This window comes from Ruegeria sp. YTSB088 (assembly GCF_059609825.1).
In genome coordinates, this window is the sequence record NZ_JBXWMM010000018.1 from 20,430 (window position 1) to 42,601 (window position 22,172).

Consider the following 22,172-nt stretch of genomic DNA (forward strand, 5'->3'; position numbering starts at 1 on the left):
CGCGGCGTTTCAATTCTCGAGGAGAGTTTCCTCAGCCCTGCTTCGTAACCTGCGTAAAGTCCAGCTCGACCGGGGTTTCCCGACCAAAGATCGAGACCGAGACCTTCAGTTTCTGGTTTTCGTCGTCCACGCCTTCGACCATGCCGTCGAAATCCTCGAACGGGCCGTCGTTGACTTTGACCTTTTCACCAACCTCGAAGCTGATCATCAGCTTGGGCGCTTCTTCACCTTCCTGAACACGATTGAGGATCTGATTGACCTCAGCATCGCGCATCGGCATCGGACGCCCCTGAGGGCCCAGAAAACCGGTGACGCGGTTGATCGAGTTGATCAGGTGATAGCCCTGATCCGACATTTCCATATGTACCAGCACGTAACCGGGCATGAAACGGCGCTCGGTCGTGACTTTCTTGCCCCGGCGCACTTCGATCACCTCTTCGGTGGGCACCAGCACTTCGTCGATATCGTCCTCAAGGCCCTGTTCAGCCACCGACGTGCGGATCTGCTCTGCGATCTTCTTTTCGAAATTCGAAAGAACGCTGACCGAGTACCACCGTTTCGCCATGAACCTGTCGTCCTTGTTTGTCTTCGAGGTATCCCGCGTACCGGACACACCCGTCATTAAAATCTCGTCACGCCATCCGGAATAAAAAGCGGCGCGCAGCCCGAATCGCCACACGCCCATTCCGAATAGTACCGCGTCACCTACTCTGACATTGCGCGCGACGCAAGGGGGCAGAGACGTTTCAACGCGCTGATACTGCTTAGCTGAACGCGCCCAGGATCAGTTGCAGGCCGCCCCGGATACCCAGATCGACCAAAGCGAAAAATACAGCCGTCAGCGCGGCCATGATAAAGACCATTACCGTGGTCAACAGCACCTCGCGCCGGGTCGGCCAGACGACCTTGGAGACTTCGGCTCGGACCTGCTGAATGAACTGGATCGGATTGGTAGTGGCCATTTGGCGTATTCTCTCTGCTAGCGGATGGGCCGGACATATCCGGGCATTGCGACAATTTCAAGGGCAGTTGGTTCATCTCTGCCTCTATGGGGCATTCGTTCAGGGTTTGGGTTTGTCATCCCATTCGTCGCTTAGGATCCGGCGCGCGTCGCCTTCGGGGTCTTCGTACTGGTTCGAACGAACGGTATAGACAAAGGCGGCAAGACCAACGCCCCCCAGGAACAGGGAAATCGGGATCAGATAGGCAAGCACTTCCATTCAGGTTACCTCAGCCGCAGGGCGTTCAGGGACACGGTAATGGACGAGGTCGACATCGCCAAGGCCGCGATCAGCGGTGTCGCCAATCCAATCACGGCCAGAGGAACCGCGATCACGTTGTAAACGGTTGCGATCTGGAAGTTTTCGCGAATGCGTCTGGTGGCTTTGACAGCCGTGTCGCACGCATCCGCAATAGGCGAAAGATCATTGCCCAACAGTACTATATCCGACGCGACCCGTGCCGCATCCAGCGCGGAAGCCGGAGAGATCGACACATGCGCCGCCGTCAAAGCAGCGGTATCATTCAGCCCGTCGCCAACCATCAGAACTTTGTGACCTTCATCGCTGAGATCCTGAATGCGTCTTGCCTTGTCCTGCGGCAAAGCCTCGGCAATCCAATCCCTGACCCCCAGTTTTTCTGCCAATGCTCGCACGGCCCCCTGCGAGTCTCCTGAAATCAGAAGCACCTGCTTGCCCGAAGCGCGCAGCGCATCTACAGCCTCAGCGGCGCCCGGGCGCAAGGCGTCCGAGAATCGGAAGGCCACGGGTGCGTCTTCACCGATTGCCAGCCAGGCCGAAGTATTGGTGCCCTGATCCGCGCCGACCCAGGCCGCCCGCCCCAGACGAACACGTTGGCCACGGAACTCGCCCTCGGTGCCATAGCCGGGAACCTCGGCTATTCCTCGAACACTTGCTGGTTTGATCCCTGCCGCACGCGCCGCTTTTGCCAATGACACGGACAAGGGATGCGCAGAAGCCTCGGCCAGCGCCAGAGCGACCTCGACCTTGGCGCGGGCATGGTCTGCCAGATTGACCAGTTCCGGTACGCCGGATGTCAGGGTGCCCGTCTTGTCGAATACAACTGTGTCGGCTTCGGACAACCGCTCCAGTGCAGTGGCGTGCTTGATCAGCATTCCCTTGCGGAACAACCGACCCGACGCGGCCGTTGTTACCGCTGGCACGGCCAAACCCAACGCGCAGGGGCAGGTAATAATCAGAACAGCCGCCGCGATGTTCAGTGCCGTGCGCAAGTCACCGGAATAGATGTACCACCCAACAAAGCTGAGCGCCGACAGAATATGAACCCCGGGCGCATAGAGCTTGGCGGCCTTGTCGGCCAACGAGGTATAGCGGGACCGGCCAGACTCGGCGATGGCTACAAGATCAGCCATGCGATGGAGCGACGTGTCTTCCCCGACCGCCGTTGCCCGGATTGTCAACGGACCCGTCAGGTTGACTTCACCCGCGCTCACAACCTGCCCGGCTTCGGCAAAGACCGGCACCGTCTCGCCTGTCAGAAGGGATCGATCCAGTTCGGACTGGCCCGACACGATCTGGCCGTCCACCGGCATGCGCCCACCCGGTCGCACAAGGACCAGATCTCCGACGTGCAACTCGGCAACGGGAACCTCGTCTTCGGCCCCATCGACCACACGAATGGCGCGGGGAACTTCCAACGCTGTCAATTCCTCGGCCGCTGATCGCGCCGCAGCACGGGTACGGTAATCAAGATACCGTCCCGCCAGTAGAAAGAAGGTCAATGTCAGAGCAGCGTCGAAATAGGCATGCTCGCCGCTCAACGCGGTTTCCCACAGCGATGTGATCAGCGCCAACAGGATCGCCAGTACAATCGGTACATCCATATTCAGCCGTCGCACGCGCAGGGCGCTCCAGGCATTGACAAAGAACGGCTGGGCCGAGAACGCAATGGCCGGCAGCGCAATGGCCGCTGAAATCCAGTGGAACATGTCCCGCGTTGCATCCGTCGCACCGGACCAGACCGAAACCGACAGCAACATCACGTTCATGGATGCAAACCCGGCCACGGCCAGGCGCATCAGAAGATCACGACCGGCCTTGTCCGTCTGCGTTGCGGACAAAACCCCCGGATCAAGCTCATGTGCTTCGAATCCCGCCTGTTCAAGCACCGGGATCAGATCGCTTGCGCGCGTTTCCGGCGTGGCTTTTATCATCGCGCGTTTGAGCGTCAGATTCACCCGGGCATCTTCGACGCCGGGGTGCGCGTTCAGTTCACGCTCGACCGTCGCGATACAGGCCGAGCAATGAATGCCCGGCAGCGACAAAGCGATCTGTACATCCTCCGGTACGGGCCGGGCCGGTTCTGCCGGGGCCGCAAGGCAGCCCGGGCAGGCTGCTGTACCGGATGAAAGCTGAGCCGTCATGCTTACCCTTTCACGTACAGCGGAACGCGCTGCGAGAATTCGGCACCGTTTCCGTCACGCGCCACCAATCGGATATTCCAGTTGCCCTTACCCAAAGTGGCAGGCGTGGCATAGGCGGTACCGTCGAACGTAAAGTCGGGTACGAAGTCGTCGCGTACATGGGTTGCCCGGCCAACCACCGCCTGCAATTCACTCACCTGAACCGGTGCACCGCTTTCGTCGGTAATGTGAAGGATCAGAAGACCACCTTTGGTTTCCGCCCGAACGGTCCAGCCCAGCGCCCGCTGTTCTTGCAATCTCTCATTGAACTCCTGACTGGCGACATAGGAGTTCTTCACCTCGAGCCCGGGAAACGTCTTCACGGCATTGTAGGCCAGCACGAGGTTCACCGCGATGATCACGCCAAAAGCGCCGACAAACACGGCCAAAGCGTGCTTTCCGGTGAATTTACGTTCGGCCATGATCAGTTCCCTCGTCCATTAAACGTGGTGTCCTTGTATGCGCGTTCGCCGCTGCTGAGGTCTTCGACCCAGATCCGCACTGGTGTCGCCTCTGCTGCGGCCGGACCGCTGTCGCGAGGAGCTATGATATATACACGGGTCAATTGTGCCGTATCCGCCGTGACATTCACAGTATCGATCTTGGTTCCCTCAATTTCCAGTCGCATCGCCGGATCGCCCGCCAAAGACAGTTTGAACAGACGGTCTTCACCGTGCTTGTTGCGAAGACGAACGTCATACGTGTTGCGGATTGTTCCGTCCGAAAGGGTGACGAAAGTGGGGTTACGCACCGGCGCGACCGTCAGATCGATGTCAGAACGGATGAACAGTGCAAACAGAAGCCCGAATCCGACCAGCGCCCATAATGCGGTGTACATGATCGTACGTGGCCTCAGAATGTGCTTCCAGACATTCTTGGGGGGTTCGCCGGATCGCTCATGGGCTTCATCACTCAACGCCATGTAGTCGATCAGCCCTCGTGGTTTGCCGATCTTGGCCATCATGTCGTCACAAGCGTCGATGCACAGGGCACAGGTGATGCATTCCAACTGCTGACCATCCCGGATATCGATACCGACAGGGCAGACATTCACGCAAGCCATACAGTCGATACAATCCCCCAACTCTGAATCCGCCGTCCGCTTGCCTTTGCCGCGCGGCTCACCCCGCCACTCGCGATAGCCGACAACCAGCGTGTCCTCATCCATCATTGCCGCCTGAATGCGCGGCCATGGGCACGCGTAAATACAGATCTGCTCACGGGCGAACCCGCCGAAGAAGAAAGTTGTACCCGTCAAGATCAGCATCGTCGTGTAGGCGACGGGATGCGCGTTGCCCGTCACAAGATCACGGGCCAGCGTCGGTGCATCCGCGAAGTAGAACACCCAGGCACCGCCCGTCGCCAGACCGATCAGAAACCAGACCGTCCATTTGGTGACCCGCAAACGAGCTTTGCGGAAATCGAGCTTTTCCTGACGGTGCAGGCGCAGGCGGGCGTTTCTGTCACCTTCAATCCAGCGCTCGACCAGAATAAACAGATCCGTCCAGACGGTCTGCGGGCATGCATACCCGCACCACACGCGACCCAGAGCTGACGTGAACAGAAACAGGCCCAAACCCGCCATAATCAGCAGACCGGCGACAAAGTAAAATTCGTGCGGCCAGATTTCGATCCAGAAAAAATAGAAACGCCGATTTGCCAGATCCAACAGAACAGCCTGATCCGGCAGGCTGGGACCACGATCCCATCTGATCCAGGGCGTCACGTAGTAGATGCCCAGCGTAACAATGAGAATAATCCATTTCAGGTTTCGAAACGGCCCCGAAACACGTCTTGGAAAGATCGGTTCACGCGCGGCGTAAAGGCTGGGGGCGGGGTCGGAATCGCTCACTGGCTGGCTCCACAAATGGGTCTTCTGAAGACGTCTTGTTCCAGATCATGCATGGGCGAACTTTGACATGGGTCAAAAAGCGCATCGAGCAAACATCTTTTGAAGATCAGCCCATATTGCCCGCGCTGGAAATGGCGTATTTTACCCGATTTTCAGCTGGTTTTGGCGAAAAATCTGCTTGTGGCTTGAACCCAACCGCATCGAGCACGCGCGGCTCTCTGAGTCCCGACCAATTGTCGCAGCCCGAGATTGCGCCCCACCCCAACGCATATGAGCAGACCTCGTTGCGCAGAACTGAATGGCAATACAACAGGAAAGTAGTGTAAAAGAGCACCGGCTGTTCAGGAAACGCGCGAACAGATGGAACAGCCGGTGCTACAGCCTTCGGGCGGCGAACCGCCCGAAGGTTGCCCTCTAGGTCTTACTGACCACCACCCAACTGGTGGACATAGGCGGATACCGCACGGATCTGCGCCTCGGTCAGGCGGGTATCCCAGTTCGGCATGACGCCAAAGCGGCTGTAGGTCACAGTTTCAGTCAGAGTCTCTTCGCTGCCACCATATAGCCAGATAGCGTCGGTCAGGTTCGGTGCCCCCTGGAAGATGTCACCCGTACCATCTTCGCCGTGACAGGACGCGCAGTTGTCTTCGAAGACAACCTTGCCCGCCTCAGCCGCCGCATCGTCGGTCTGTGCGTTGCTCAGCGACATGACATACTGAACCACCTGCGTGATTTCATCATCCTCGAGGATTTCACCGAAGGCAGGCATCTCGGAATAGCGTGCATCGTCGCTTTCTTCGTTCCGGATACCATAGTTGACGGTGTAGACGATGTCTTCCATCGTCCCCCCCCAGAGCCAGGCGTCATCCAGCAGGTTCGGGAAACCAGGCGCGCCCTGTGCACCGGAACCGTGGCACTGTGCGCACCAGGTACGGAACACGGCACCACCGGAGTTCACGGCATATTGCTGAAGTTCAGCGTCCTTCGCGATGTCTTCCAGCGGAGTTTCCACCAGCTTGGCATTCCAGGGTGCGTTAGCCTCTTCGAATGCGACCATCTCCTGCTGGACCAAAGCCCGCGAAGACCATCCCATGACGCCAGCAGTTGCCGACTGCACCAAGGGCCATGCTGGATACATGATCGTGTAGATCACGCCCCAGATAATGGTCACATAGAATGTCCACAGCCACCAGCGCGGCATCGGGTTGTCGAACTCTTCGATCCCGTCCCAACTGTGCCCGGTTGTGTTCGGATCACCCGGCTGTTTTTCAGGTGTCTTGCTCATTTCCGCGCCTCCTTGGATGTGGCGGGTTTGTCTTGATGCCGGAAGGGGATGTTGGCGGTGTCGTTGTATTCCTTACTGGCACCGGGGCGGAAAACCCAGATGACGATGCCAACGAAGAAGGCGAACAACAACAACAGCATCCAGCTATCCGCGAACTGCCTGAGAATTGTGTATTCTTCCATCACGATTCTCCTTTAGCGGCTTGCGTCCGGGGTGAAGGTCGAAAAATCGACCAACGTGCCCAGCATCTGAAGATAGGCAACCAACGCATCAGCTTCGGTCAGCTCGGGCTGGCCGTCAAAGTTGCGTACATTGACCTTGTCACCATAGCGCTCCAACAGCCCGTCATAGTCGCTGTCTGGGTCAGCCTGAGCGAGGAAATCAGCTTGCGCGTTTTCCAGCATCTCTTCGGTGTAAGGAGTCCCGACCAGAGCATTGGTGGCCATTACATCGCCGATGTACTTGCCGTCAATTTTACGATGCTCAAGGAAGCCGTATTTCGGCATCACCGATTCCGGCACCACGGATTGCGGATTCCGCAGGTGATCGACCTGCCATTGGTCCGAATAGCGGCCACCGACACGGGCCAGGTCAGGGCCGGTCCGTTTGGACCCCCACTGGAACGGGTGATCGTACATCGATTCCGCCGCCAGCGAGTAGTGACCGTAGCGTTCGACCTCGTCCCGCATCGGGCGAATCATCTGGCTGTGGCAGGTGTAGCAGCCTTCGCGGATATAGATCTCACGCCCCGCCATCTCGAGAGGGGTGTAAGGGCGCATGCCCTCCACCTTCTCGATGGTGTTCTCAAGATAGAACAACGGGGTGATCTGCACCAGGCCACCGATGGTTACGACCAGAAAGCTGAAGATCAGCAGGAGGGTCGCGTTGGTCTCGAGGATCTTGTGTTTGTCGAGAATTGCCATTGCTCCGGCCCTCCTTATTCAGCCGGGACCGCGACGGTCAGGCTGGCCTCTTTGGCCGGCGCTTTCCGCACAGTCATCCACAGGTTGTAGCACATGATCACAGCACCAGCGACGAACATTACGCCACCCAGAGCACGCACCACGTACATCGGGAACTTGGCAGCCACGGTGTCGGCGAACGAGTTCACCAGGAAGCCGTTGGCATCCACTTCGCGCCACATCAGGCCTTCCATGATACCGGTCACCCACATCGACGCGGCGTAGAGCACGATGCCGATGGTGGCGAGCCAGAAGTGCCAGCTGACCATCTGCAGCGAGTACAGGCGTTCCCGTTTCCACAGGACGGGCACCAAGAAGTACAACGCACCAAAGGTGATCATACCGTTCCAGCCCAGCGCGCCCGAGTGCACGTGGCCAATGGTCCAGTCGGTGTAGTGCGACAGCGAGTTCACCGCGCGGATCGACATCATCGGGCCTTCGAAGGTGGACATGCCGTAAAAGCCAACCGAAATCACCATCATCCGGATCACCGGGTCGGTGCGCAGTTTGTCCCATGCACCCGACAAGGTCATCAGACCGTTGATCATACCACCCCAGGACGGCATCCACAGGATCACCGAGAACACCATGCCCAGCGTCGAAGCCCAGTCAGGCAGCGCAGTATAGTGCAGGTGGTGCGGACCGGCCCAGATATACAGGAAGATCAGTGCCCAGAAGTGGATGATCGACAGCTTGTACGAGAATACCGGGCGCTCGGCCTGTTTCGGGATGAAATAGTACATCATGCCCAGAAAACCCGCAGTCAGGAAGAAACCCACCGCGTTGTGGCCGTACCACCACTGGATCATGGCGTCTTGTACGCCCGACCAGACGATGACCGATTTCGAACCCCAAATGCTGACAGGAACGGTCATGTTGTTGACCAGGTGCAGCATCGCAACGGTGACGATGAAGGCCAGATAGAACCAGTTGGCTACATAGATATGGGGTTCTTTCCGCTTGATGATCGTGCCCAGGTAGACCGCCAGATAGGCGACCCAGACAATGGTCAGCCAAAGATCGACATACCATTCAGGCTCGGCATATTCCTTCGACTGAGTACCGCCCAGAACATAGCCGGTCGCGGCCAGCACGATGAACAGCTGATAACCCCAGAATACGAACCACGCCAGGTTGCCGCCCCACAAGCGCGCGGCGCTGGTACGTTGCACGACATAGAATGAGGTTGCGATCAACGCATTGCCACCAAAGGCAAAAATCACCGCCGACGTGTGCAGCGGACGCAAACGACCGAAATTCAGATAACCCTGTGCCCATTCAAAGTTCAGCACCGGAAAGGCAAGCTGAAACGCGATGAAGGTCCCGGCCAGGAACCCGACAACGCCCCAGAAGGCGGTTGCGATCACGCCATAACGGATCACGTCATCCATGTATTCGCCCGAGCGGTCGACTAGAATATCTGGCTCGTCAGTGTTTCGAAGCGTCCAGATAAACAAGCCACCGGCGATAAGCATCACCAGCAGCGCATGTACCTGATACGCCAAATCGCGTGCATAATTGGTTCCGATCGCTGCAAACAGCGCGATCAGACCAAGCACGATCAGCTTGATGTAATTCGACATATTGCGTCCCTTTGCCATGCTCCGCGCGCTTTTGGTTCTTATGACGCGCGAAACCCATTTGACTGGCTGCCGTTCTGAAGCACGGCGGCTATTGCTGCTTTGATCTGTATCAAGACAGTTCTGCGTTTTCTGTGACACGCATTGTAGAGGAAATAGGCCAACTGGTCACATGAGACCAAATGCCCGAATCATGAGGTCGCAATGACTTACAAATCTCTACTCACTGTCATGACCGAAACCAAGACAGCACCCGCCGCTCTGGCGCAGATGGTGGCTTTGGCACAATCTCAGGATGCCCATGCCGAAGCCCTGTGCCTTGGGGTCGATCGCAGTCAGACAGGTTATTACTATGCGGGTGCCAATGCGCTCATTGTTCAGGAAACACTGAGCCGAGCCAACGCCGAGGCCAAGGAGTTGTTGTCCTTTGCCAATGATTACCTTGGCAAGTCCGGCGTTCGCTGGTCCGCCGAGCATGGCGTCGCGCAAATTGCTGATATAGGACGCCACGTTGCACATAGGGCACGGTTTTCCGATCTGGTGATACTGCCGCACCCCTACGGCAAAGACCGTGGGGCCGAAGCCGAGCCCATCGTTGAGGCCGCCATGTTCGAGGGGCATTGCCCGGTTCTGGTCGTACCGGACGACGTCAAACCCCTGACGGTGCCGCGCAATATCATGATAGGTTGGAACGAAAGCGTAGAGGCCATGTGCGCCATTCGTCACGCCCTGCCCTTCCTGAAACAGGCCGAGCTGGTCCGAATCGTGGTCATCGACCCTCCCCGCCATGGGCCCGACAGGTCTGATCCGGGCGGAATGCTGTCACAGATGCTGGCCCGTCACGGGGTCAAATGTGAGATTGATGTGCTGAGCAAAAGCATGACGCGCGTGTCGGATATTCTCAACCGCCACGCATCCGATACAGAATCGGATCTGATCGTGATGGGTGCCTATGGCCATTCCCGTTTCCGCGAGGCCATTCTGGGTGGAGCAACCCGCAACATGCTGGAGCAGTCTACTGTTCCCGTATTCCTTGCCCATTGAACCGCCATTCAAAAGCCGCCTGACTTGGCGGCTTTTGTTATCCTTTGCGGATGAGGCCTATCAGGAACAATAGGATCACGGCGCCTACTGTTGCGAAGAAGATAGACGACAGCAGGCCGCCGCCAACGGCAAATCCAAGTGCCGGAAAAACCAACCCCGCAAGAAACGCGCCGACGATTCCGACAATGATGTTGCCGAAAAGACCGAACCCCCGGCCTTCCATGATCTTGCCAGACAGCCAACCGGCGATTGCGCCGATCAACAGCATTGCCAACAAACTGCTGAATTCCATGCCGTGCTCCTAAGTTGGACAATCCCGCAACAAACGCTGCGCCGGTTGTCACTTTTTATAGGTGGTTCACGTTAAACCAGAAAACCGCCATCCGAATCGTCGCCCGCCTCTTCCATCAGGCGACCCAGATCGGGGATGGTCACGTGCCGTTTGCCTTCAAGCGTTATCACCCCGTCTTTTCTCAAAGCCGATATCTGGCGACTGACCGTCTCGAGCGTCAGGCCCAGATAATCCGCCATGGCTTCTCGGGTCAGCGGCAGATCGAAAACGATAGTGCCTGACAGACCTTTTTGACCTACCGATGCGTCCCGGCGAGCAATAATTGACAGCAGGCTGGCAATCTTCTCACGCGCGGTCTTTCGCCCCAGAACCAGCATCCACTCGCGTGCGGCATCAAGCTCGTCCAAAGTCATCTGTAAAAGGCGATGGGCGATATGCGGGGTTTGGTCCATCATCTCTTCGAATGGTTTCTTGCGGAAACAACACATCACGACATCCGTCGTCGCCTGAACATCGTAAGGTGCTGTATCGCGACCCGGGCGGCCGACGAAGTCGCTGGGCAGCAGCAGACCAACCATCTGGGTGCGTCCATCTTCCATCGTCTGAGTCAACGATGCAATTCCGGCCACAACCGAGCCGACAAAACTCATCGGATCCCCAGACCAGATGATCGTCTGACCCGCCTCGAAACTGCGATAATACTTAATGCTTTCAAGCTCTTCCAGCTCGTCAGCATCACAGCGAGCGCAGACGGCACGATGACGTATCGGGCAATCTCCGCAATTTGAATGGTCAAATTGTGCTTTTACTGTCATGCGCGTTCCCACTTGATCTCCATCAAAGCACCTATGTCATCTGTCGCCTAAGGGTATCGCCATGATAGTGAAACCACAATTGGCAAAGCTTGGACTATTTGACGCGAAAGTACCGCGTTACACAAGCTACCCCACCGCCCCCCACTTCAGCAACGACGTGGGAGCAGATATGTTTGGCGACTGGATTTCCGGGATCACACCCGGCAGTGCTGTTTCGCTGTACGTCCATGTCCCATTCTGCCGCAGGCTTTGCTGGTTCTGTGCCTGCCGGACACAAGGGACACAAACCGACAATCCGGTGATCGCCTATGTCGACGTTCTGAAGGCCGAACTGGATCTTCTGGCAGCACGCTTGCCCGAAGGTGTGGTTCTGTCGCGCCTGCATTGGGGCGGCGGCACGCCAACGTTGCTGAACGCCCAACTGATGCGCGAATTAGCACAACACATCTTGGGTATCGTGCCCATGGGGCCTGATGCCGAATTCTCGGTCGAGATCGATCCGAACGAGATTGATGAGGCGCGTCTGGATGCGCTGGCAGACGCGGGCATGAACCGTGCCTCGATCGGGGTGCAGGATTTCGATGACGAAATTCAAAAAACCATCGGCCGCATCCAAAGCTACGACACAACACGCGATGCCATCGACATGATCCGCGAACGTGGCATCACCAGCCTGAATGCGGATATTCTTTACGGTCTGCCGCATCAGACCAAGGCGCGCATGACGGAAAGCGTACAGAAACTCCTGTCGCTCAGCCCGGATCGCGTGGCGCTTTACGGCTATGCCCATGTGCCTTGGATGGCCAAGCGGCAGCAGCTGATTCCTTCGGACGCCCTGCCCACACCGGAACAGCGCCTCGAGTTGTTCGACACGGCCCGGCGTTTGTTCCTTTGGGACAATTATGCCGAGATAGGCATCGACCATTTCGCCACTCAGGATGACGGGCTTACCCACGCTTTGCACGCGGGCCGCCTCAAGCGGAACTTCCAGGGCTATACCGACGATCAGGCCGATATACTGATTGGTGTCGGGGCCAGCTCGATCTCGCGATTTCCGCAAGGTTATGCGCAGAACGCTCCGGCCACCTCTGCCCATACCAAAGCCATTCGCAATGGGCAGTTTTCAACATCCCGAGGGCACCTCTTTAAAGGTCAGGACATTCTGCGTGCCCGCCTGATCGAGGCACTGATGTGCGATTTCAAAATCGACACGGCGGAAATCCTGCGGGATCACGATGTATCAGCCGCTGAACTGGACGAGATGTATCGCGCAGCCAATGCATCTTTCGACGGAATGCTGCAGATCACCGAAGACGGGCTTTTCGTGCCGCCCGAAGCGCGTGCGCTGACCCGGATGATCGCCCGTAGCTTTGATGCCTATGACCTCAGCAAAGCCGGGCACAGCTCGGCCATCTGACCCTTTTCTACGGGCAACATTCGGCCCGTGACGCGCAAAACACATCAGGGGCTTGACGCACGCCTGCGGTTTTTCCCACACTCATACTGTAGGGTGGCATCTTGCCCTGCGGCCTGAGGCGGGCAAAATACAGACAATCCTTGTCGGCGCCAACGCGTCGGTCGGTCCCTTTCGTGCAGCCAATCTGCAACCTGAAAGAGGGACAACACTCATGCGCGTTTTTACCGTCCTCGGGCCCAGCCAATCGGGCAAATCTACGCTTGTCGAGGCCATCAGCCGCCTCGACGGGCGCCCCACCACATTCGATGTTTCCGGAACCGTGCATTTGCACGGTTTTTCTTACTTGGACGAGCCCTGGTGCGCGATCGACGTTGACGGGGGCGGCGATGCTCTGGCCTATGTCGGACCCGCAATGGCAATATCGGACGCCGCCGTGGTTGTCGTGCCCCCCGACCCGAATGCCGCAGTATTGTGCGCGCCCTACCTGCGACTGGTAGAAGAGGCCGGCATCCCTTGTTTTCTGTTCATCAACCGGATGGACAATCCCAACGGCCGCATCCGCGATATCATCGCCTCACTGCAAACATATTGCACCCATCACATCGCCCTGCGTCAAGTGCCGATCCGCGAAGGAGATACGATCATCGGGGCGGTCGATCTGATCTCGGAACGGGCCTGGAAGTATCAGGAGGGCCAACCCTCGGCCCTGATCGAACTGCCTAAATCCGTCGAAGACCGTGAGCAGAAGGCCCGAACCGAGCTGCTTGAGACCTTGTCCGATTTCGATGACACCCTTCTGGAGCAATTGATCGAAGACAAACTGCCGCCAAGTGACGAAGTTTATGACCTGGCCGCGCAGGTCCTACAGAATCACCAGTTGATCCCCGCCTGCCTGGGGGCCGCGAGCCACGGCAACGGGCTGACGCGCCTGATGAAAGCGCTACGGCACGAAGCCCCCGAGTTTGATATCGCCGCCGGGCGCGACGAGGCCGCAGACAGTGCTCGCGCAATTGCCGGTTTTGCAGATGTCAAAAAACACATCGGAAAAATCGTCGTTCTGCGCGGCCTTGGGGACGGCGTGCAAGCCCATGAGGCCTTGGGCGGTGAGACCGTCGGCAACCTGACAACGCTGGATGCCAAAACCCAAATCGCGACACTGGAGGCCGGGCAGATTGGTCTGGCAGTGAAGTCCGATCATCTCAACCCTTGTTACATCTATGACAGCAATTCAGCGACGGAGCTGCCGGAATGGGCGTCCTCGCATCCAGTGGCGCATCGCCAGATCGTCTCACCAGTGCATGAGCGGGACGATGTGCGCCTCTCCAACGCCCTGAGCCGTCTGGCCGAAATCGACCCCGGCCTTCACCTGCAACAGGATGAGCTGAGCGGCCACGCCGTTCTTGGTTCTCAAGGTCCGCAGCACATGCGACGCGTGACCACCAAGCTGGCCGAGGATTTCGGGATCGAGATTCAAGCCGATCAGGTCGAAACCGCCTATCGTGAAACCATTCGAAAACCTGTCGAATATCGCCACCGGCATCGCAAACAATCCGGCGGGGCTGGGCAGTTCGCGGATGTGGTGATCTCGGTCGCGCCCCTGCCACGCGGATCGGGGTTCCAGTTCGAAGAGGTGGTCAAAGGCGGAGCGGTTCCCAAGAACTACATCCCGTCAGTGGAACACGGAGCCAAGGACGCGCTGGAGCAAGGCCCCGAAAGCTTTCCCGTAGTCGATGTCAAAGTGACACTGAAAGACGGGAAACACCACAACGTAGATAGTTCCGACTATGCCTTCCGCACCGCAGGCAAGAACGCCGTGCGTGAAGCGCTGCCTCAGGCCAAACCGGTTGTTTTACAGCCGATCCTGAATGCTGAAATCCACCTGCCATCCGATTTTGTGGGCGATCTCGTGCCAACAATCAGCTCTCTGCAAGGGCAAGTTCTGGGATTTGAAGGCAATCCCAACGCATCAGGCTGGGAGATCTTCAACGCGCTGATTCCCGCCGTTGCCGAGGATGAATTGCATCGCACACTCGCAAGCGCCACGCGCGGCACTGGGTGGGTTAAGCTGAGCTTTGACCACTATGAGGAACTGCGCGGGCCAACGCCCAAGGCGACGACCAAAGAAAAGGCAAGCGCTTGATACACTGAATTTGGCGGGCTGGTTTCAGCCCGCCGCCGCTATCAGTTCGCGGGTATAGTCGGTCTGGGCATTTTCGAACAAATCCTCTGCCGTGCCCATTTCAACCACATCCCCATTTCGCATGACGATCACCTTGTGCGACATCGCCCGTACAACTTTCAGGTCATGGCTGATGAACAGATAAGCCAGCCCGTATTTCTTTTGCAGATCGCGCAGCAGATCGACGATCTGAACCTGAACCGTCATGTCCAGCGCGCTGGTCGGTTCATCCAGTACCAGCAGCTTCGGTCGCAGAACCATCGCCCGCGCAATCGCGATGCGCTGACGCTGCCCGCCCGAAAACTCGTGCGGATACCGATCCATGGCCTCAGGATCCAGGCCCACCTCGGTCATCACCTCAGCGACCAGCTCGCGCGGCGCGCGATGAGGATCAACGTTGTGAATGGCCAGACCTTCCGCGATGATCTGCTGGCAGGTCATACGTGGGCTGAGGCTGCCGAACGGGTCCTGAAACACGATCTGCATATCCTTGCGCAGCCGGCGCAGCTCTCGCGTGGACCATTTTCGCACATCCTGATCGCGGAAGGTGATGACGCCTTCGGACGCGATCAACCTCATGAGAGCCAGTGCCAGCGTGGTCTTGCCAGACCCGCTTTCGCCCACAATCCCCAAAGTCTCACCCGCGCGTACACTCAGCGAGGCGTCATTCACCGCCTTCACATAGCCAACCGTCCGTTTCAGAAACCCGCGCTGGATCGGGAACCAGACTTTCAAATGATTGGTACGCGCGACTTCCTCCGCATCTGTTGCAACGGCGTCAGGCTGACCCGACGGTTCGGCCGCCAGAAGTTTGCGGGTATAGGGATGCTGCGGGTTGTCGAAAATCTCCCGCGTCACTCCGGTTTCGACAATCTCGCCATCCTTCATCACGCAGACCCGATCAGCGATCCGGCGCACAATGCCCAGATCATGGGTGATGAACAGCATCCCCATGTTTTCGGATTTCTGCAGATCGGCCAGCAACTCGAGGATCTGTGCCTGAATGGTTACATCCAACGCCGTCGTCGGCTCATCGGCGATCAGGATGTCCGGCTTGTTCGCCAGTGCCATGGCGATCATCACCCGCTGCCGCTGTCCACCCGACAACTGGTGCGGATAGCTGTCCAGCCTGTCTTCGGGGTCGCGGATACCGACCTTGTTCAACAGCTCGAGAATCCGTTCGCGCGCGACATCGCCCGTTACCCCCTGATGCAGGGCCAGCGATTCCGCCATCTGCTTCTGGATCGTGTGCAACGGGTTCAGCGATGTCATCGGCTCCTGGAAAATAAAGCTGATGTCATTGCCCCGCACATCCATCAGGCGTTGCTCCGAGGCGCCGATCATCTCCTGCCCGTCATAGGTGACGGATCCTTCAACGATCGCGCTGTCGCCCAGTAACGATACCGTACTGAGCGCAGTGACGGATTTACCCGACCCGGATTCGCCCACAAGCGCCACGGTTTCCCCGCGATCGACATGGAACGACACGCCCCGAACCGCAGCACTGATCTGACCGTCCTGCCGGAAAGAGACCTTCAGGTTGTTTACATCCAGCAGGCTCATGAGAAGGTCTTTCTGGGATCGAACGCATCCCGCACGCCTTCAAAAATGAAGACCAGCAGGGACAGCATGATGGCAAAGGTGAAAAAGGTCGTGAAGGCCAGCCATGGGGCCTGCAGGTTCTGTTTCGCCTGCAAGGTAAGCTCTCCCAGCGAAGGGGCCGAAGAGGGAAGGCCAAAACCCAGATAATCCAGCGAAGCCAGACCACCTATGGTGCCCGTGACGATGAAGGGCATAAAGGTCAGCGTGGCCACCATCGCGTTCGGCAGCATGTGGCGGAACATAATGGTCATGTTGCCCACGCCCAGCGCCCGCGCAGCGCGCACATATTCAAGGTTCCGCGCCCGCAGGAATTCGGCACGTACCACGCCAACCAGTCCGGTCCAACTGAACAGGATCATCAACGCGACCAGCAGCCAGAAACTTCGCCCCAACACCGCAAACATGATGATGATGACATAAAGCGACGGTGTCGCTGACCAGATCTCGATGATCCGCTGAAAGATCAGATCCAGCCAACCGCCGAAGAAGCCCTGTATGGCACCGGCGAAAATTCCGATCAGACTGGCGGCGCCCGTCACGATCAGCGTGAACAGGATCGACAGGCGGAAACCGTAGATCACGCGGGCAAGAACGTCGCGTTTGGTGTCATCTGTCCCCAGGAGGTTCTGGCTGTTGGGTGGCAATGGCGCAGCCCCGGGGCGATCGACCGACGTGTTATAGGAATAAGGGATCAACGGCCAAAGCGACCAGCCACGTTCGAATCCTTCCGCCTGGAACGTACCGGCGTCGATCTGTTCGATTATGCCTTCAGGATCGTCAAAACAGTCTTCAAGGCCGCCGCTGTCTATCAGGCACTGAACCTCGGGGTCGCGATAGATCGCCTCTGTCTGGAAGTCCCCGCCAAAATCGGTTTCCGCGTAGAAGTTGAAGACCGGCGTATAGAACTCACCCCGGTATTTCACCAGAATCGGTTTGTCGTTGGCGATAAACTCGGCAAACAGCGACAGGCCGAACAGTACTGAGAAAACGATCAATGACCAGAAAGCGCGCCTGTTGCGGCAGAAATTGCTCCAGCGGCGCTGGTTCAGGGGGGACAATGCCATTTACCCCTCCCGCTTTTCGAAATCGATGCGCGGGTCGACCAGCACATACATCAGGTCGCTGATGATGCCGACGACCAGGCCCATCAAGCCAAAGATGAACAGCGTGCCGAAGATCACCGGGTAATCCCGCGCCACGGCGGCTTCAAACCCGAGACGTCCCAGACCATCAAGTGAGAAGATCGTTTCGATGATGATCGAACCTCCAAAGAACACGCCGATGAACACGGCCGGAAATCCGGCTATGACGATCAGCATCGCGTTGCGGAACACATGGCCATACAGCACCTTGCGTTCGCTCAGGCCTTTGGCGCGGGCGGTCATGACATATTGCTTTTTGATCTCATCCAGGAACGAGTTTTTGGTCAGCAGCGTCAACGTCGCAAAGGCCGAGATCGTCAGAGCAATAGTCGGTAGCGCGATGTGCCAGAAGTAATCTGCGATCTTACCGAAGAAACTAAGGCTGTCCCAGTTGTCCGAGGTTAGGCCACGCAGTGGGAAGATCTGCCAATAGGATCCACCGGCGAAAAGCACCAGCAGCAGAATGGCAAACAGGAAGCCTGGAATTGCGTAGGCCACGATGATCGCACCGCTGGTCCAGGTATCGAACCGCGAACCATCCTTGATCGCTTTGCGAATGCCCAGCGGAATTGAAACCAGATAAGCAATCAGGGTCGACCACAGGCCCAGCGAGATTGAGACCGGCATTTTTTCAAGTACAAGTTCAATCACGCTGATCGAGCGGAAATAGCTCTCGCCGAAGTCCAGCGTCAGATAGTTGCCCATCATGATCAGGAACCGTTCAAGAGGCGGTTTGTCGAAGCCGAATTCCTTTTCAAGTTCAGCAATGAAATCGGGCGGCAGGCCCCTCGCACCGACATATTTGTCGTCGAAAACACCGCCCGCGGGTTCTGAACCCGCGCCGGCATCGCCCGCACCTGCAAATCCGGCGAAAACATCACCCTGTCCTTCGATCTGCGCAATGATCTGCTCGACCGGACCGCCAGGCACAAATTGTACCAGCGTGAAGTTGACGATCATGATGCCCAGAAGGGTCGGAATGATCAGCAACAAGCGTCTTAGAATATAGGCGCCCATGTTATCGCAGCGCGCCTTTCGCTTTCAGTGCAGCCTCTTTTTCCGGATTGATCCACCACAGATCCAGATAGCCCAGCGAATAAGGTGGCAGGTTTTCAGGGTATTCATACATATCGTAATAGGCCGCCCAGTGGTCAGCGATGTATCCTACAGGGATTACGAAGAACTCATACCTGAGGGCGCGATCCAACGCCTTCAATGCCGTATCCTGATCCGCCTGATTGTCGGTTTCGAAGGAAGCTTCGATGATAGCATCAACCAAAGGGCTGGCCAATCCGGCAGGGTTGAAAAGGCTGAATGCGGCCTCTTCTGACCCATACATCTGACTCAACCCGCCACCGGTCGAAAGAAACGACCCGTAACGTGTGGAATAGACCATGTCATAGTCCCGCTCGCGACTGCGCAGCGTGTATTGCGCCGGGTCAACCTTTTCTGCAGACGCATCCACGCCCATGGCTTGCAGGTTCTGGACATAGGTTTCAATCATCGTGGCCGTCGATGTCGGCAGGTTTGAAGGATACGGGAAATCCACCCTGAGCGTCTGCCCTTCCGCGTTGCGCCGCACGTTGCCATCGCCGACCGCCCACCCAGCCTCGTCCAGCAGTTTCGCGGCTTTGCGCAGATTTCTCCGGTCGTTCAGGCGCGCGGGGTTTGACTCATGGGCCATCACAACAGGTTCCGAAAGAAAATCCTCTGGCACAACTTCACCCAGCACCTGAAGAAACGCCAGTTCATCGCCCTCGGGCAGACCATGCGCTTCAAGCGGGGTGCCTTGTGTAAAGGAATTGCGCGGTGAATTCAGACCAAACAGCAAGGATTCATTCGCCCATTCGAAATTGAAGGCCAAAGCAAGGGCCTTTCGGACGTTCTTGTCGGCAAACTGCGGTTTTCCGAGGTTGAAGACGAAGCCTGACGGTGTCGGCGGGCTGCCATCCGGAATCTCATCCTTAACGATCACACCTTCGTTCAGCTTCGGAAAATCATACGCCGTCGCCCAAAGCTTGGGGTCACTTTCAATCCGCAGCGTGTATTCTCCAGCTTTGAAGCCTTCGAACGCCGCTGTCTGATCGCCGAAATACTCGACGCGGATCGTATCGAAATTGTTGCGACCAACATTGAATGGCAGATCTTTACCCCAATAGTCGTCACGTCGCTTGTAAACGATGCGGCGATTGATGTCATAGCTGTCGAGTTTATAGGGGCCTGAGCCGACCGCCACTTCCAGTCGCGGCTCATCCAGACGTCGGGACTCATCCGCCTCGAACCATGCTTTTGAAAATACAGGGGTTGACCCTACTGTCTCGATCAAACTGCGGCGGGTGACTTCGGGGTTGAACGAGAACTTGACCGTGTTGTCATCCAGCGCTTCGGCCCCTGTCACCATGCGGCCTACGGCTTGCGCGTATGAGGGCAGGCCCTGCTCAATGAACAGACGGTGGCTGTAGACAACGTCCTCTGCCGTCACCGGGGTGCCATCCCAAAAGGTTGCTTCGGGTCGCAAATGGAAAATGACGTAGTTGCGCCCTTCATCATATTCCAGACTTTCCGCCAATACGCCGTAATACTGCCCGACGCCGTCATCAGAGCTTTCGAACAGGCGATCATATTGCAGCGTCGTCAAGGCGCCTGCGCGCCCCTTGCGGGAATAGGGGTTCAGGGAATCGAACGTCCCTGAAGCCGCCAAGGACAACTCACCACCTTTGGGCGCATCTGGATTCACATATTTCAGATGCGGATAGTCAGCAGGGTAATCCAGATTGCCGAAATACGAATATCCATGACTGCGGGTAACCCCCTCATCCAAAGCCAATGCGGCTTGCGAAGAGAGCAGAACAGCACAAAGCCCGAATATGCCAGCCAATGGCCTGACCTTAAGATCACGTGCAGCAGGCATTAGGGATATCATGGGGCTCATCCTCTGGGTTATTGTAATCTTTTATGTCGCATACGCTAGCTAAAGTGCCAACGCTCACAGTTTCAAGTTTAGAATGCGTGAGCGCTTTGTGAAGTTCCCTTCAGACAAAAAAAGCCGCTGCGCGGGGCAGCGGCTCTGAACTTCAATGGTCTCTCAGGCAATCAGTTGCCAATTGTCTGCAGATAAGCAATCAAGTCCGCGCGGTCCTGAGGTTTTTTCAAGCCAGCAAAACTCATCGATGTTCCCGAGATATAGGCGCTTGGGCGTTCCAGGAAGGCATCCAGCGCTTCGGGCGTCCAGTTGCCGCCATGGGCCTGCATGCTGGCTGAGTAACCGGTGAAACCTTTTGCCGAGGCAACCGGGCGATCAACTACGCCATACAGGTAAGGGCCGGTTCCATTCGCCCCGTCTTCCAGCTTGTGGCACGCGGTGCACTTGCGGAATACTTTCGCGCCCTTCTCGACGTCAGCGGCGGCCAGCAGGTCTTCGAAGACCACTTCTTCGCCGTCGGCGCTTTCGCCCGAGCTTTCGGTTTCGATAATGTAGGCGGCCTCAGCCGAGCCATGGCCACCGGAAGCATAGAGGACATCCGCCCCCCATTTGGCCAGAAGCAGCACCAGGAAAGTGCCGAACAGGCCTGCGGCGGCCTTGGTAACTGTCATCGTGTCGAACATTGATCGCGTGTCCATTTCAGCTGTCTGGGCAGGTGTCTAAGGCTTCCACTTGCGAGAGGCAAGGTATAGACACCGCGACGAAACGACCAAATCGCGAACTTGTTGCATGGAATCGACCAAATGACCAATCGCATTGCTTTTCAGGGTGAACCCGGCGCCTACAGTCACGAGGCCTGCCGCAACGCACGACCCGAAATGGAGGCCCTACCATGCCGCACATTCGAGGATGTGATCGAATCAGTTCGCTCGGGCGCGGCCGATCTGGCGATGCTGCCGGTCGAAAACACAACCTATGGTCGGGTTGCCGACATTCACCGGCTGCTGCCGCATAGCGGCCTGCACATTATCGATGAGGCCTTTGTACGCGTTCACATCAACCTTCTTGGTGTACAGGGTGCAAAACTGGAAGATATCACCGAAGCGCATTCGCATCTGGTGCTGCTGCCGCAATGTTCCGGCTTCCTGAAAGAACACGGTATTCGCGGCCGAGTCAGTCCCGACAATGCCCGCGCCGCGCGCGAAGTGGCCGAAATCGGGGATTTGCATTCCGCCGCTCTGGCCAGTGAGCTTGCGGCTGAAATCTACGACCTGAACGTCCTAGCCCGCCACATCGAGGACAATGAAGACAACACGACCCGTTTCCTTGTCATGTCACAAGAGGCGGATTTGTCCCGTCGGGGCGAGTATGGAATGATCACCAGCTTCGTGTTTCAGGTCCGCAACATCCCGGCTGCGCTGTACAAGGCAATGGGCGGCTTTGCCACGAACGGGATCAACATGACCAAGCTGGAAAGTTATATGGTCGACGGGTCCTTCACAGCAACGCAGTTTTATGCCGACATCGTTGGTCATCCCGAAGACCGTAACGTGCAACTGGCCATGGACGAGCTGGAACACTTCACGACCAACGTCGAGGTTCTTGGCGTCTACCCTGCGGCCCATCCTCGCGGCTGA

22 protein-coding genes are annotated in these 22,172 nt (G+C 57.4%); 5 read left to right on the forward strand and 17 right to left on the reverse strand.

The window, feature by feature from the left end:
* Window positions 1-31 precede the first annotated feature (31 nt).
* From nusG to ccoG, 6 genes are all read right to left on the reverse strand, one after another.
* The gene (nusG, locus tag AC2FFA_RS20920) at window positions 32-565 is read right to left on the reverse strand and encodes a transcription termination/antitermination protein NusG (RefSeq protein ID WP_117872965.1); all 534 of its coding nucleotides are present in this window, start codon (window positions 563-565) and stop codon (window positions 32-34) included.
* Window positions 566-764: 199 nt separating this feature from the next.
* The gene (gene secE / locus AC2FFA_RS20925; protein WP_050605011.1) at window positions 765-962 is read right to left on the reverse strand and encodes a preprotein translocase subunit SecE; all 198 of its coding nucleotides are present in this window, start codon (window positions 960-962) and stop codon (window positions 765-767) included.
* A gap of 99 nt (window positions 963-1,061) precedes the next feature.
* Window positions 1,062-1,220 (reverse strand): cbb3-type cytochrome oxidase assembly protein CcoS, encoded by a 159-nt coding sequence (gene ccoS, locus AC2FFA_RS20930; RefSeq protein WP_117872195.1) that lies wholly within the window; start codon window positions 1,218-1,220, stop codon window positions 1,062-1,064.
* Window positions 1,221-1,225: 5 nt separating this feature from the next.
* A complete protein-coding gene (locus tag AC2FFA_RS20935; protein WP_496853110.1) occupies window positions 1,226-3,403 on the reverse strand; it encodes a heavy metal translocating P-type ATPase in 2,178 nt (725 codons plus the stop codon).
* Window positions 3,404-3,405: 2 nt separating this feature from the next.
* Window positions 3,406-3,864: a FixH family protein gene (locus AC2FFA_RS20940; RefSeq protein WP_299642202.1), complete on the reverse strand. Its 459-nt coding sequence runs from the start codon at window positions 3,862-3,864 to the stop codon at window positions 3,406-3,408.
* A gap of 2 nt (window positions 3,865-3,866) precedes the next feature.
* Window positions 3,867-5,294: a cytochrome c oxidase accessory protein CcoG gene (ccoG, locus tag AC2FFA_RS20945; RefSeq protein ID WP_117872189.1), complete on the reverse strand. Its 1,428-nt coding sequence runs from the start codon at window positions 5,292-5,294 to the stop codon at window positions 3,867-3,869.
* 35 nt (window positions 5,295-5,329) lie between these two features.
* Between ccoG and AC2FFA_RS20950 the strand changes: the two genes are divergently transcribed.
* Window positions 5,330-5,620, forward strand: a complete 291-nt coding sequence (locus AC2FFA_RS20950) for a hypothetical protein (RefSeq protein WP_496853111.1) — start codon at window positions 5,330-5,332, stop codon at window positions 5,618-5,620.
* A 95-nt stretch (window positions 5,621-5,715) separates the two neighbouring features.
* On the opposite strand, the gene ccoP is transcribed toward AC2FFA_RS20950, so the two are convergent.
* The 4 genes from ccoP to ccoN are packed head-to-tail and all read right to left on the reverse strand — an operon-like array spanning window position 5,716 to window position 9,124.
* Complete coding sequence (gene ccoP / locus AC2FFA_RS20955) at window positions 5,716-6,579, reverse strand: cytochrome-c oxidase, cbb3-type subunit III (protein WP_299901761.1); 864 nt, start codon at window positions 6,577-6,579, stop codon at window positions 5,716-5,718.
* On the reverse strand, window positions 6,576-6,761 hold the full coding sequence (locus AC2FFA_RS20960) for a cbb3-type cytochrome c oxidase subunit 3 (protein ID WP_117872183.1): 186 nt from the start codon (window positions 6,759-6,761) through the stop codon (window positions 6,576-6,578). The genes ccoP and AC2FFA_RS20960 overlap by 4 nt, the downstream gene beginning before the upstream one ends.
* A 12-nt stretch (window positions 6,762-6,773) precedes the next feature.
* The gene (gene ccoO / locus AC2FFA_RS20965; protein WP_299643353.1) at window positions 6,774-7,502 is read right to left on the reverse strand and encodes a cytochrome-c oxidase, cbb3-type subunit II; all 729 of its coding nucleotides are present in this window, start codon (window positions 7,500-7,502) and stop codon (window positions 6,774-6,776) included.
* A 14-nt stretch (window positions 7,503-7,516) separates the two neighbouring features.
* A complete protein-coding gene (gene ccoN, locus AC2FFA_RS20970) occupies window positions 7,517-9,124 on the reverse strand; it encodes a cytochrome-c oxidase, cbb3-type subunit I (protein ID WP_117872179.1) in 1,608 nt (535 codons plus the stop codon).
* Window positions 9,125-9,325: 201 nt separating this feature from the next.
* Between ccoN and AC2FFA_RS20975 the strand changes: the two genes are divergently transcribed.
* Window positions 9,326-10,165, forward strand: a complete 840-nt coding sequence (locus AC2FFA_RS20975; protein WP_299901754.1) for a universal stress protein — start codon at window positions 9,326-9,328, stop codon at window positions 10,163-10,165.
* A 37-nt stretch (window positions 10,166-10,202) separates the two neighbouring features.
* Here AC2FFA_RS20975 and AC2FFA_RS20980 read toward each other — a convergent pair whose 3' ends face one another.
* Both AC2FFA_RS20980 and fnrL read right to left on the reverse strand, forming a co-directional pair.
* Complete coding sequence (locus AC2FFA_RS20980; RefSeq protein ID WP_496853112.1) at window positions 10,203-10,457, reverse strand: GlsB/YeaQ/YmgE family stress response membrane protein; 255 nt, start codon at window positions 10,455-10,457, stop codon at window positions 10,203-10,205.
* Window positions 10,458-10,528: 71 nt separating this feature from the next.
* Window positions 10,529-11,272, reverse strand: a complete 744-nt coding sequence (gene fnrL, locus AC2FFA_RS20985) for a transcriptional regulator FnrL (RefSeq protein WP_117872172.1) — start codon at window positions 11,270-11,272, stop codon at window positions 10,529-10,531.
* A 61-nt stretch (window positions 11,273-11,333) separates the two neighbouring features.
* Here fnrL and hemN point away from each other — a divergent pair, with 61 nt between their 5' ends.
* Together hemN and AC2FFA_RS20995 are read left to right on the forward strand one after the other, a co-directional pair.
* Entirely contained in the window at window positions 11,334-12,689 is a 1,356-nt protein-coding gene (hemN, locus tag AC2FFA_RS20990) for an oxygen-independent coproporphyrinogen III oxidase (protein ID WP_496853113.1), read from the forward strand.
* A gap of 211 nt (window positions 12,690-12,900) precedes the next feature.
* On the forward strand, window positions 12,901-14,829 hold the full coding sequence (locus AC2FFA_RS20995; protein WP_496853114.1) for an elongation factor G: 1,929 nt from the start codon (window positions 12,901-12,903) through the stop codon (window positions 14,827-14,829).
* A 24-nt stretch (window positions 14,830-14,853) separates the two neighbouring features.
* Here the strand turns inward: AC2FFA_RS20995 and AC2FFA_RS21000 are convergent, their stop codons facing one another.
* From AC2FFA_RS21000 to AC2FFA_RS21020, 5 genes are all read right to left on the reverse strand, one after another.
* Window positions 14,854-16,431 carry an ABC transporter ATP-binding protein gene (locus tag AC2FFA_RS21000; protein ID WP_496853115.1) on the reverse strand — a complete coding sequence of 526 codons (1,578 nt, stop codon included), beginning with the start codon at window positions 16,429-16,431 and terminating at the stop codon, window positions 14,854-14,856.
* Window positions 16,428-17,534 carry an ABC transporter permease gene (locus AC2FFA_RS21005; protein WP_496853116.1) on the reverse strand — a complete coding sequence of 369 codons (1,107 nt, stop codon included), beginning with the start codon at window positions 17,532-17,534 and terminating at the stop codon, window positions 16,428-16,430. Before AC2FFA_RS21005 ends, AC2FFA_RS21000 begins: the two co-directional genes overlap by 4 nt.
* Entirely contained in the window at window positions 17,535-18,629 is a 1,095-nt protein-coding gene (locus tag AC2FFA_RS21010) for a microcin C ABC transporter permease YejB (RefSeq protein ID WP_496853117.1), read from the reverse strand. It lies immediately after the preceding gene.
* Between the two features lies 1 nt (window position 18,630).
* The gene (locus AC2FFA_RS21015) at window positions 18,631-20,535 is read right to left on the reverse strand and encodes an extracellular solute-binding protein (RefSeq protein ID WP_496853118.1); all 1,905 of its coding nucleotides are present in this window, start codon (window positions 20,533-20,535) and stop codon (window positions 18,631-18,633) included.
* A gap of 170 nt (window positions 20,536-20,705) precedes the next feature.
* Entirely contained in the window at window positions 20,706-21,218 is a 513-nt protein-coding gene (locus tag AC2FFA_RS21020; protein ID WP_117872964.1) for a c-type cytochrome, read from the reverse strand.
* 120 nt (window positions 21,219-21,338) lie between these two features.
* On the opposite strand from AC2FFA_RS21020, the gene AC2FFA_RS21025 reads away from it, so the two are divergent.
* Window positions 21,339-22,172, forward strand: coding sequence for a prephenate dehydratase (locus AC2FFA_RS21025; protein ID WP_496853119.1), 834 nt, complete (start codon window positions 21,339-21,341; stop codon window positions 22,170-22,172).